Raw genomic sequence first — 12,220 nt, forward strand, 5'->3', positions numbered from 1 at the left:
TTCGCCGGTGTAGCGCGCGGTGAAGGCTGTGGATAAGTCTTGGGATAAGCCTGGTGGCAAGCCCGGGAAAAGCGGTGGATTGCCGGGGGATATCCCAGTGGATAGGCGGTGAATAGCCGGTGGACAGGCTGTGTACAACTCGGCCACGCCATGAAAAAAGGCGCAGACTCTTGAGCGTCTGCGCCTTTTAAATCAAGGACTTGCGTGGATCAGGACTTCGGCAGAAACGCCTGTACCAGTTTCACCCAATAAGTCGCGCCCACCGGCAGCAGGGCGTCGTTGAAGTCGTAATTCGGATTGTGCAGCTGGCACGGACCCATGCCGTGATAGGTTTCCATGCGGTGGTCGCCGTCGCCATTGCCCAGGAACAAGTAAGTCCCCGGCACCGCTTCCAGGAAGAAGGAGAAGTCCTCCGCGCCCATGAAGGGGGGCATTTCGCGCTGCACATTTTCAGCGCCGAAGGCGTCTTCGGCCACCTGAGCGGCGAAGGCGGTTTCCTTTTCCCAGTTGACCAGCGGCGGATACGCGCGCACAAAATCCAGTTCCCCCGTGCCGCCATATACCTGCGGCAGGGTGGTCGCGATGCGGCGCATGTCCGCCTCGATCTTGTCCAGGGTCTCTACCGAATACGTGCGCACGGTGCCGCGCAACACGGCTTCGCCGGGGATCACGTTGTAGGCGTCGCCCGCGTGGATCTGCGTGATCGACAGCACGGCCTGATCCAGCGGATTCTTGCCGCGCGAGATCACCGTCTGCAGGGCGTGCACCATGTCGGCCGCGACGATGATGGGGTCCACCGATGCGTGCGGCTGCGCCGCATGGCCGCCCACGCCCTTGATGACGATGTCCCAGCGGTTGCTGGAGGCCATGGTCGGTCCTGCGCGGAACCCGAACTGGTTGACCGGCATGCCGGGCATGTTGTGGATGCCGAATACCGCGTCGCAGGGAAATTTCTCGAACAGGCCGTCCTGCATCATGGCGCGCGCGCCGGCGTTGCCGCCTTCTTCGGCCGGCTGGAATATGAACACCACCGTGCCGTCGAAATCGCGATGGGTGGACAGGTACTGCGCCGCCCCCAGCAGCATCGTCGTGTGCCCGTCATGGCCACAGCCATGCATGCGTCCGCTGATGGTGGACTTGTGCGCAAAGCGGTTGTGCTCCGGCATGGGCAGCGCGTCCATGTCGGCACGCAGGCCTATCGTCTTCTTGCCGCTGCCGCCGCGCAATATGCCCACCACACCGGTTTTCCCCAGCCCGGTGTGGACTTCCAGGCCCCAGCCGCGCAAACGCTCCGCCACCAGCGCGGACGTGCGCGTTTCCTGGAAGGCGAGTTCCGGATGGGCGTGGATATCCCGTCGCAATGCGGTGAGGTCGCCGTGGGCGCGTTCGATTTCGTCTATGGTTTTCATGGCTGTGGATAAGGCGTAAGAGTTGGGTTCAGGTATTTGGCTTCACGCATCGTTCAGATGGCAGGCGCTGAACTGTCCCGGCGTAACTTCCCGCAACAGCGGCCGCTCCGTCTTGCAGCGCGGCATGGCATGCGGGCAGCGGGGGTGGAACGCGCAGCCCGCCGGCGGATCCAGCGGCGACGGCAGTTCACCCTTGATGGGCTGGTAAGTGCGCCGCCCCGGCTGCAGCGTCGGCAGTTCCTTCAGCAAGGCCTGCGTGTACGGATGGTTGGCGCGCCGGAAGACCGTGTCGGTGGGCGCCAACTCCACCACGCGGCCCAGGTACATGATGGCCACGCGGTCCGATATGTGGCTGACCACGCTGAGGTTGTGGCTGATGAAAAGATAGGTCAGGTCCAGGTCGGCGCGCAACTGTTCGAACAGATTAAGCACCTGGGCCTGGATCGAAACGTCCAGCGCCGCGACCGCCTCGTCGCAGACGATGACCGAAGGCTTGAGCGCGAGGGCCCGCGCAATTCCTACACGTTGCCTCTGGCCGCCGGAGAATTGATGGGGATAACGCTGTGCAAAAGCCGGATCCAGCCCGACCTGGCGCATCAGCCCGGCCACGTATTCGGCCTTGTCGCGCGCGCGGACCAGACCGTGCGCCACGGGCGCCTCGCCGATGATCTCGCGCACGCGCATGCGCGGATTCAACGAGGCATAGGGATCCTGGAAGATCATCTGCACGCCCAGCTCATAGGCGCGCCGCTCCGGGCCCGCCATGGCCTTCACAGCCTTGCCCTTGTAGCTGACCCCGCCCGCGGTCGGCGGCAGGATACCGGACACGATGCGGCCCAGCGTGGATTTGCCGCAGCCCGATTCGCCGACGATGCCTATCACTTCGCCTTGCCGTACATCCAGGTCGACACCGGCCACCGCATGCACGACCTGCGTCTTCAAGCCGGCACCCAACAGATTGGCGATGCGGCCTGCCAGGTCCACCGGCTGCACGAAACGCAGCTCGACCTCGCGCAGCGACAGGATGGGAACCGCGGACTCGCGTTCTGCTGCGCTCATTTGATGTCTGGTCCTCCGGCATGCCAGCAACGCACCCATTGCGCCGGGCGCACTTCCACCGGCTGCGGTTCGACCAGACAGGCGTCGGTGGCGCGCGGACAGCGTCCGCGGAACGCACAGCCTTGCGGCAGGTTGAGCAGCGAAGGCGTCATGCCCGGAATCGGAACCAACGGCTTGCCGCGGGATTCGGGCGTGGGAATGGAGGCGATCAGGCCATGCGTGTAGGGATGCATGGGATGGCTGATGACGGCCTGCGTCGTGCCGGTTTCCACCACGCGGCCCGCATACATGACCGCAACGCGATCCGCCAGGCCCGCAACCACCGCCAGGTCATGCGTGATCCAGATGAGCGCCGTGCCGGTCTCGCGGCACAGCTTCTGCACTTCGAACAGAATCTGCCCTTGTATGGTCACGTCGAGCGCGGTGGTGGGCTCGTCAGCGATGATCATGCGCGGCGAATTCAACAACGCGATCGCGATCGCCACGCGCTGCCGCATGCCGCCGGACAGCTGATGCGGATAGGTCCGCAGCCGTTCCTCGGGCGAAGGGATGCCCACCATGGCCAGCGTCTGCACGGCACGCTGGCGCGCCTGCTCGCGCGATACCTTGCCATGCGCCTGCACCGCCTCGATCATCTGCGTATCGACGCGCAGCACCGGATTCAGGGTCATCATGGGATCCTGGAAGATCATGGCGATCTCCTGGCCCCTGATCGCACGCCAGCGCGCGGGCGTTGCGCTGCGCAGGTCTTCGCCGTTGAACCGCAAGGTGCCGTCGACGATGCGGCCCGGCTCATCCAGCAGCCCCATCAGCGAGAAGCCGGTGATGCTCTTGCCCGATCCCGATTCGCCTACCAGCCCCAGGATCTCGCCTTCGGCCAGCGTCAGGTCCACGCCATCCACCGCCTTCACCACGCCGTTGCGCGTGAAGAAATGCGTCTTCAGGCTATGCACCTCAAGAATGGGCGTGGGTGCCGACAAGGACTTTTCCACAGGAGTCTGCATCGCACCCGCCCTCAGTTCGCGTGGCGCGGGTTGAGCACATCGCGCAAGTGATCGCCCACCAGATTGATGGCGACGATGGCCAGCGCCAGCGCGATGCCCGGGAAGAAGGAGATCCAGTACTGGCCGGACAGCAGGTATTCGAAGCCGTTGTAGATCAGCATGCCCAGCGATGGCTCCGTCACCGGCACGCCCACGCCCAGAAACGACAGCGTGGCTTCCAGCGCGATGGCGTGCGCCAGATCGATGGTGGCGATCACGATCAAGGGCGGCATACAGTTCGGCAGCACGTGGCGGAACAGCACGCGCCCCCAGGACAGCGACATGCAGCGCGCCGCCTCCACGTATTCCTTGCCACGCTCGACCAGTGCCGCGCCGCGCGCGGCGCGCGCGAAGTACGCCCACTGCACCACGATCAGCGCGATGATCACCTTATCCACACCCTTGCCCAGGATCGCCAGCAGCATCAGCGCAACCAGGATGGCGGGGAACGACAACTGGATATCCACAATCCGCATCAGCAGGGCGTCGATGCGGCCGCCGAAATAGGCCGCCACCAAACCCACCGTGGCGCCGATGCCAAAGGCCGCCAGCACCGACACGCTGGCCACCAGCAGGCTGGTGCGCATGCCGTACAGAATCGCCGAAAACAAGTCGCGCGCCAGGCCATCGGTGCCCAGCCAATAGCGCATGCTGCCGTCGCCGCTTTCGCTGCCCGGCTTGAGCTTGGAATCCATGATGTCCAACGTCGCCAGGTCATAAGGATTCTGCGGCGCGATCCACGGCGCAAGCAGCGCCGCGCCCACGATCAGGACCAGCATGATCAGGCCGAGCGTGGCCAGCTTGCTGGCGAAGAAATCCGACAGGAAGCGGCGCCAGGGTGTTTGCTCCTTGGCCTGGACCGGCGGCGCGGCAGCGGTGGCGGGTGTGTTCATCGGCGGCTATCCAAGCGTACGCGGGGGTCCAGCACCGTGTAGATGATGTCCACCACCAGATTCAACATGACCAGGAAGAACACGATCAAGAGCAGGTATGCGACCACCACCGGACGATCCAGATTGATGATGGAATCGATCAGCAGCTTGCCCATGCCCGGCCAGGAAAACACCGTTTCGGTCACAACCGCAAACGCCATCACTTGGCCGAACTCCAGGCCCGCTACCGTCACCACCGGGATCAGGATGTTCTTGAGCAGATGCACGCCCAGCACGCGCTTTTCAGACAGGCCCTTGGCGCGCGCGAACTTGATGTAGTCCATGGGCAGGGCTTCGCGCGTGGCGGCGCGCGTCACGCGGATGATCATTGCGCACTTGGCGATTGCGATCGTGGCTGCGGGCAGCGCCAGGCTCAACCAGCCGTCGAAGGTCAACACACTAAGCTGCAGCGAGCCGATGCTGACGGTCTGGCCGCGCCCACCCGCCGGCACCCAGCCCAGGATCACCGCGAACACCATGATGAGCATCAGGCCGACCCAGAAGTTGGGCAGCGAAAAGCCCAGCACCGAGCCTGTCATGATGGCGCGCGAACCGACCGCCTTGGGCTTCAAGCCCGCCAGGATGCCCAGCGGCACGCCGATCAGCACCGACAGCAGCATGGCCACACAGGCCAGCTCCACGGTGGCCGGCATGCGCTCCAGGATCAGCCGCATGGCCGGTTCGCCCGTCAGGAAGCTATTGCCGAAATCGCCGCGCACCGCCTGGCCCATGAAGATCAGGTACTGCCGCCAGAGCGGCAGGTCCAGGCCCAGCGATGCGCGCACCGCGGCGCGTTGCGCCTCGGTGGCCTCGGGGCTCGCCAGCATCGACACCGGATCGCCCACCATGTAAATGCCAGCGAAGACCAACGCCGACATGACGAGCATGACGACGATGGTCTGCAGCAGCCTTCTTACGATTGTTGCAAGCACTAGCGCCTTACTTCTTCAGCGTTGCAAACTGCGCGAGCGTGACCTGGTCGGGACGGCCCTGATAGCGGATGTCGCTCTTCATTGCCCATACCGACAGTTCAAAATGCACCGGCAGCATGGCGTAGTCGTCCATGGCGATGTTGCTAGCCTTGGACAACAGATCCGCACGCTTGGCGTCGTCCATGGTCGACGAGGCTTCCTTCACCAGCGCGTCCATCTTGGGGTTGGAATAGCGGCTGCGGTTGGTGGTGCCCAGGCCCGCTTCCGGATTGCGCGTCACCAGCAGCGACGTCAGTGCGTTGGACATCTCACCGCTGGTCACGGACCAGCCCGCCAGATAGGCCGAGAACGCATAGCTGTCGCGGTTCTTGAAGAACACTGGGGGCGCCATCGCATCCACGCTGGTCTTCACGCCGATGCGGGTCCACATCGACGCAATTGCCTGCGCCACCTTCGAATCGTTGACGTAGCGTCCCGACGGCGAGCCCAGCGTGATGGAGAAGCCATTGGGATAGCCCGCTTCCTTCAGCAGCGCCTTGGCCTTTTCGACGTCGGCCTTGGGCGCCTTGGAATGCTCCTTGCTGGAACCGAACATGGGGTAGGGCAGCAGATTGCCCGCGGGCAGCGCCACGCCGCCCATCACGCGCTCGACCAGCGCATCGCGGTTGATCGCCAGCGACAGCGCCTCGCGCACGCGCTTGTCCTTCATGGGGTTCTTGTCGGTGCCTTGCACGCCGGGCGACGGTTCGGCGAACTGATCCAGCGCCAGGTACACGACGCGCACCGACGGCGTTTCTTCCACATACAGCTTCTTGTCGCCCTTCAGCTTGGGCAGGTCATCGGTCGGGGGATCCTCGATCATGTCGACGTCGCCGGCAAGCAGCGCGGCCACGCGCGCCGCCGCGTTGCTGATGGGGCGGTAGACCACCCGATCCCATTCGGGCTTCTTGCCCCAATAATTGTCGTTGCGCGCCAGCACGAATTCAGCGCCGCGCTTCCACGACACGAACTTGTAGGGACCGGTACCGATCAGTCCGTCGCCGCTATTGAGTTCGGTGGTCGTCTTGCCTTCCGCAGCCGGACCGGACGCCGCCTTCTTGGACATGATGGGTAACTGCGCCAGGTTCACCAGCAGGTTCGGCGCCACGTCCTTGGTGGTGATGCGCACGGTGCTGGCATCGACCGCTTCGGTCTTCTCGACCGAGCCCAGATACAGCGTGAAGGGCGAAGGGCTGTTGGGCACCTTGGGCACACGCGCATAAGTAAAGACCACGTCTTCCGCGGTGAACGGCGTGCCGTCGGAGAACTTCACATTGGGACGCAGCTTGAAGGTCCACACCTTGCCGTCCACGGTCCAGGACTCGGCCAGCGCGGGCTGCGGCTTGAGCTGCGCGTCGGTGGCAACCAGGGTATCGAAAATGGTCTGGGAGATCTGCGTATTGGGCGTGAGCGCGTGATACTGCGGATCCATCGAGGACGGCTCGGTCTTCAAGGCGATCACCAGATCGCGGGCCATAGCCGAACTGAATGTGCCGAAGGCCAATATCACCGCGGCTGAGCCGCAGGCCAAGACACGCGAAAACCGAGATGCCATTGTGATCTCCCTGGATTGTTTCGGGTTTTGAACCTCCGGGCCACATTAACCAGCAAACAAGGGACGGCGCAACAGTTATATTCCCTTATTGTTCTCGCCTCGCCTTGCCCGAAATATGTCCGCCTACGCCCCCATCGCCGCCATCGCAACCGCCCCCGGAAGAGGCGGTATCGGCGTCGTCCGCATCTCCGGCACGGACCTGTCCGAACTTGTGCGCCGCCTGTTCCAGCGCGAATTGACGCCGCGCCATGCGCACTACCTGCCGTTCAAATCCGGCGCCGGCGAATTGCTGGACGAAGGCATCGCCATCTACTTCCGCGCGCCGCATTCCTATACCGGCGAAGACGTGCTCGAACTGCAAGGGCATGGCGGCCCGGCGGTACTGCGCCGCGTACTGGAAAGCTGCCTGGCCGCAGGCCGCGACCTCGACATCCGGCTGGCCGAACCCGGCGAATTCACGCGCCGCGCCTTCCTCAACGACCGCATGGACCTGGCTCAGGCAGAAGCCGTAGCCGATTTGATCGAGGCCTCGTCAGTGGCCGCCGCGCGCGGCGCCATGGCATCGCTGTCGGGCGATTTTTCCGCCCGCGTGAACGACCTGTCGGACCGCATCATCCATTTGCGCATGCTGGTCGAGGCAACCCTGGATTTCCCCGAGGAAGAGATCGACTTCCTGGAGAAGTACCAGGCCCGCCCGACCCTGGAAGCCCTGACTGCCGACCTTACCAAACTCATCGCGCAGGCGCGCCAGGGCGTGATCCTGCGCGAAGGCCTGCATGTGGTGCTGGCCGGCCAACCCAACGTGGGCAAGTCCAGCCTGCTCAACGCGCTGGCGGGCGATGACATCGCCATCGTCACCCCGATCGCGGGCACGACCCGCGACAAGGTGGTGCAGGAGATCCACATCGACGGCGTGCCGCTGCACATCGTCGACACGGCCGGTCTCAGGGAAACCGAGGACACGGTGGAGAGCATAGGCATTGCGCGCACCTGGCAGGAGATCGAGCGCGCCGACGTCATCCTGCACTTGCAGGATGCCACGCAGCCCGGCGACGAGCTGGACGCCCAGATCACCGCGCGCCTGCCGCCGCGCACGCCGGTGCTCAAGGTTTTCAACAAGGTGGACCTGTTATCCACACCCTTTGCTGCCGGCCCTCAGGAACTTGGCATTTCGGCCAAGCGCGGCGCGGGTCTGGACGAACTGCGCGCGGAGTTGCTGCGTATCGCCGGCTGGAATCCCGGCGGCGAATCTCCCTGGCTGGCGCGCGAACGGCATCTGCACGCCCTGCAGGACGCGGCGGAGCACCTGGAACTTGCTGGCGCGCATGCTGAGCAGGACGACCGCGTGCTGGATCTGTTTGCGGAAGAACTGCGGCTGGCGCATGACAGCCTGTCCAGCATCACCGGCAAGTTCACCAGCGACGATCTGCTGGGTGAGATTTTCTCGAGCTTCTGCATCGGGAAATAATAGTAGTTCCACGGACGTCCAATATCGTCCATCCAATCGGCCTACAACCCGCATGAATACTGGATTTATTGTCCACATACGTCCAGCACCGTCCTGACAAATCCAGCTTTTTTTGAGTACACATATGAGTACACATTGGCCGCTATACTCGCCTTTCTTCCAATGTGTACTCAAAAGTTGGCATGGCTCTTACAGAAGCAGGCATCAAGGCGCTCAAGCCGCGTGACGCACGCTACAGCGTGACCGACGAACGGGGCTTGGTCGTTGAAGTCTTCCCCACCGGCGGGAAGCTATGGCATTACCGATATCGGCTGAATGGGAAACAGCACAAGGTCAACCTTGGCCGCTATCCTGATATGTCGCTCAAGTTGGCGCGCACGCAACGGGACTTCGCCGCGATGCAGGTCAGCCTGGGCAAGTCGCCAGCCGAAGAAAAGAAGAAGAACAGGGCTGCGCTGTCGGAGTCCACGACCGTGCGCGACTTCAGCTATCGATACATGCGGGACATCGTTGCCCGAGACCGAAAGGACATCACGCTACCGAAACGTTATGTGGATAAGTCTATTCTGCCCGCCATCGGCAACAAGGCGGTGAGCGACGTCACCGTTGAAGACGTACGCGCGATTATCTGGGAGAAGAAGGATCACGGGCGAGATGCCGCCGCCGGCGCGCTGCGCGGCGTGTTAAAGCGATTGTTCGATTATGCAATGACCTGTGGACTGATCGCGGCAAACCCGGTTCTAGCATTACCTATGCGGCACGTACATCGCGCTAAGAGCCGAGATCGTACGTTGAATCCGGAAGAGATACGACAGTTTCTTCAAGCGTCTATGCAGTCGAGCATACGGCGCCAGTTCAAGCTGGCGCTCCAACTACTGCTATTCACGCTTGTACGCAAATCGGAACTCTTCCGCGCGGAGTGGAAGGACGTGAATTTTGTACATGCCGAATGGCACATCCCCGTAGAAAATTCCAAGACGCGCAAGCCGCATATTGTTTTTCTATCCGCGCAGGCCGTTGCTGCATTTCGAGAACTTCATAAATTGGCCGGCGACAGCCATCTTGTATTACCGGGCCGCGGGAGTATCCACAAGCCGTTTGCCGACAACGCAATCAACAGCGCACTCAAGGTGGCACTACAGAACCAAGCTCTCCCTGCGTTCACCATACATGACCTGCGGCGTACTGCGTCCACACTGCTTCATGAGGCAGGATGGTCTTCGGATGTAGTTGAAAAAGCCTTGAATCACACCGTCGGCGGCGTGCGGGGGATATACAACCGCGCAGAGTATGCCGATCAACGAAGGGCTATGCTTCAAAGATGGGCCACGTACCTGGAGGCGATTGTCTCGCTGCCACCTGAAAACATGCCGGGCGAAATGGGCGGTGAATCGACGCGTCAGACGCCTGCACTCGGGCCATTGCTATCATCGTGAGAATCTTCTTGGCTTTCCCATCTCACAGTAATGACCAGCACTTGGTAGGTGTTAAAGACGAAGGATTTTAGTAGCAGTACCAAGTACACCAACCACGTAGAAAAAGCGACTAGGCACAGGCTAACAACGGCTCGCCTAGCCAAATCAATCGCATCAGGCGGGAACATTTGCAAGAAGAGGGAAAAGGCGAATGGTAAGGGGCCGTAAGCTTGACCAAACAACGCGATGAGAATGCACGCGAATAAGAACGAAACGTAGTGCACGAACACAACCATGAAGGCCGATAGGCTGTATTTCAGCCAACTCTCTCCAGTACCTTTTAGCTCCCCGTTTCGCGTCTTAACTTTGTACTCTTCCTTCGCCATCCTCACAAACAGGTCAATCTTTGTGATAGTTGCGAAGATTGTAAAACCAGCTATCAAGAAGCCTAGCAGCGATGTGGACAGACTCAGGCCAACCTCACCTGCCTTGCGCACTGTTGTTACCAGTATGTCCGTAGACACCTCACTCATCGCGCAATAGCCCGCGACAGCCAACGCTATCACCGCAGCCACTGCACAATTGAACTTCCGTTGAGGAAACCGCCACGAAAGGCGGTACAGCGCGAACAAAGACTTCTCTTTGGTCAGCGCTGAAAGGTTTGGTGTTTCATCCTTCATTGCGATCTTTTCTCCAACCGCGCTTTCCTCACGGTTTCGAGTTTCTGCGTAGCAGCATCGTTACGTACTCGTTTCGCGAGATGGATCAGCTTAGTCTTCACCGATTGCTCAAACGCACGGAACAATTTCATCGCGGCTTCGGGTACGGAGTCGGGAATGTCGGTGATAGGGACTTGAACTTTAAAATCCTCATTATTTCCCTTCAATTTGTTTCCCTCTTTATCCACTCCGTCCATAACGATGTCAGTGTTTCCGTCCAATGAAGCTTCTGCGTGTGCCGCAACTTGAGCCTTGTTTAGGCCTTCTGCGTTGCGGTAAGTTAGGTCCGCGTCGTTGGCTCCGAGCAACTTTCGTTTGCCACGTACTTGTTCAAAAAATCCGTCGAAATCTTGTTCATTGTTCGGCTGATGAAGCTTCAGACTCAAGAACTTCAGTGTTTTGAATTTTTGAACAAACGCATGCAACGATCCCTCGCTGGCTAATGCAACGACTTCCAAGGTTGGAAGCGGGTGCTCCAGGAACAACGCACTAAGGGTCGGCTTCTTCTCACTCTTGCGCTCAGCCACCTTCTTAAGCTTGGCATGCTGCGCTCGAACGAAATCCTCGCGTGCTTGCTTCAGAAAATTCAGAGTTGTAGATTGAAATGCACTTAGAGGAGGGGCACCAACGACTTCCGGCACATAGATCAGCTTATGACCATCCAACAACAACACGAACAACGAAGATGGTGCGGACTCGAACTTCCTCAGTTTTTTCCGAAGTACCCCGTGCTTGTAAACCTGCTCACGAACGATGACCGTGTTCTTGATCAGCCGACCGCAAATGGCGAGATTCTTCGTTCCGTCTTCTGACTTCAAGTCTAACAATTGTGCGTCGTGAAAGAAGTAGTCCGTCAGTCCGAATTCGCGTTCGTACTTGTTTAGAAATGCAGGAAGGACGATTTCTTCCAACCGATCCATTAGCTCTAGCTCATCACCAAAATGGCAGATGAAGTTGGCGAAAGCGGCGTTCTTCGTTTTTGTGCTCATTCCTTTCCGTCCTAATGATTTGCAGTCTCGTAACGGATCGTATCCGATAAGAATAATCCGTGCATAAGATATTCCTGTCGAAATTGAGACTCTGCGAGCGGTAGCAACGCCAAACCGGATAAGCACACATACATAGCGCAAGCCTAGACGGGTCGCGACCGCCCCAACATACACAAAATGGATCACTGCTCATGATCCCGACAACTGGAGCCCTTCTTCGCCCTTTTCATCGCGCGCTAACACAGATGTTTGAAATTTTTCAAGGTGTCCCCTGGTCGGCCACTGGCACACCCGGATAGCTTTCAAATACAAGCTATCCAGAGTGCATCCGCGATGCGCACCTCTAATGCACTCTTCGTGCCTCGCGCGCGCCCTTGGCCGTCGGCACAGATGGAATGATGCCGTCGATTCCCGCTCTTGATATCACCTGACTGAAGATCTCCCTGCGATTTCCAGCGCGTCTCCAAAGTGCGTCGTTGGTGCGTCGTTTTGCGTCACCTGTCACACCCTAAATCGGCTCAGAAAGCCTGTATTCGCGGACGCCAGGGACATTTCCCCCGGTGCGTCACTTCTCGTACGTTTAGCCAGTGCGCAGGCGGGAGGGGGAAGTGCGCGCGAAAGGAGTAAGCCTCTTCGTGGCCACTAGCGGCTGGTGCGCAA

10 protein-coding genes are annotated in these 12,220 nt (G+C 60.5%); 2 read left to right on the forward strand and 8 right to left on the reverse strand.

From position 1 onward, the window contains the following. Positions 1 to 209: 209 nt before the first annotated feature. From IPU70_RS10750 to IPU70_RS10775, 6 genes are read right to left on the reverse strand one after another with little or no spacing between them, the layout of a single operon-like run. Positions 210 to 1,409 carry a M20 aminoacylase family protein gene (locus tag IPU70_RS10750; RefSeq protein WP_013397071.1) on the reverse strand — a complete coding sequence of 400 codons (1,200 nt, stop codon included), beginning with the start codon at positions 1,407 to 1,409 and terminating at the stop codon, positions 210 to 212. Between the two features lie 42 nt (positions 1,410 to 1,451). Then, complete coding sequence (locus IPU70_RS10755) at positions 1,452 to 2,468, reverse strand: ABC transporter ATP-binding protein (RefSeq protein WP_207467215.1); 1,017 nt, start codon at positions 2,466 to 2,468, stop codon at positions 1,452 to 1,454. Next, positions 2,465 to 3,472 (reverse strand): ABC transporter ATP-binding protein, encoded by a 1,008-nt coding sequence (locus tag IPU70_RS10760; protein ID WP_207467216.1) that lies wholly within the window; start codon positions 3,470 to 3,472, stop codon positions 2,465 to 2,467. The genes IPU70_RS10755 and IPU70_RS10760 overlap by 4 nt, the downstream gene beginning before the upstream one ends. Positions 3,473 to 3,483: 11 nt before the next feature. Further along, positions 3,484 to 4,404, reverse strand: coding sequence for an ABC transporter permease (locus tag IPU70_RS10765; RefSeq protein WP_013397068.1), 921 nt, complete (start codon positions 4,402 to 4,404; stop codon positions 3,484 to 3,486). Continuing rightward, positions 4,401 to 5,375, reverse strand: coding sequence for an ABC transporter permease (locus IPU70_RS10770; protein ID WP_013397067.1), 975 nt, complete (start codon positions 5,373 to 5,375; stop codon positions 4,401 to 4,403). The genes IPU70_RS10765 and IPU70_RS10770 overlap by 4 nt, the downstream gene beginning before the upstream one ends. 7 nt (positions 5,376 to 5,382) lie before the next feature. Continuing rightward, complete coding sequence (locus tag IPU70_RS10775; RefSeq protein ID WP_207467218.1) at positions 5,383 to 6,969, reverse strand: ABC transporter substrate-binding protein; 1,587 nt, start codon at positions 6,967 to 6,969, stop codon at positions 5,383 to 5,385. A gap of 115 nt (positions 6,970 to 7,084) precedes the next feature. Here IPU70_RS10775 and mnmE point away from each other — a divergent pair, with 115 nt between their 5' ends. Both mnmE and IPU70_RS10785 read left to right on the forward strand, forming a co-directional pair. Further along, complete coding sequence (gene mnmE / locus IPU70_RS10780) at positions 7,085 to 8,437, forward strand: tRNA uridine-5-carboxymethylaminomethyl(34) synthesis GTPase MnmE (RefSeq protein WP_207467220.1); 1,353 nt, start codon at positions 7,085 to 7,087, stop codon at positions 8,435 to 8,437. Positions 8,438 to 8,619: 182 nt separating this feature from the next. Further along, the gene (locus IPU70_RS10785) at positions 8,620 to 9,873 is read left to right on the forward strand and encodes a site-specific integrase (RefSeq protein ID WP_207467222.1); all 1,254 of its coding nucleotides are present in this window, start codon (positions 8,620 to 8,622) and stop codon (positions 9,871 to 9,873) included. Here the strand turns inward: IPU70_RS10785 and IPU70_RS10790 are convergent. Further along, a complete protein-coding gene (locus IPU70_RS10790; protein ID WP_207467224.1) occupies positions 9,837 to 10,532 on the reverse strand; it encodes a hypothetical protein in 696 nt (231 codons plus the stop codon). The genes IPU70_RS10785 and IPU70_RS10790 overlap by 37 nt on opposite strands. After that, the gene (locus tag IPU70_RS10795) at positions 10,529 to 11,560 is read right to left on the reverse strand and encodes a hypothetical protein (RefSeq protein WP_207467226.1); all 1,032 of its coding nucleotides are present in this window, start codon (positions 11,558 to 11,560) and stop codon (positions 10,529 to 10,531) included. Before IPU70_RS10795 ends, IPU70_RS10790 begins: the two co-directional genes overlap by 4 nt. Positions 11,561 to 12,220 lie beyond the last annotated feature (660 nt).

It is taken from the genome of Achromobacter sp. SD115, assembly GCF_017355315.1.
GTDB lineage: Bacteria > Pseudomonadota > Gammaproteobacteria > Burkholderiales > Burkholderiaceae_B > Achromobacter > Achromobacter xylosoxidans_B.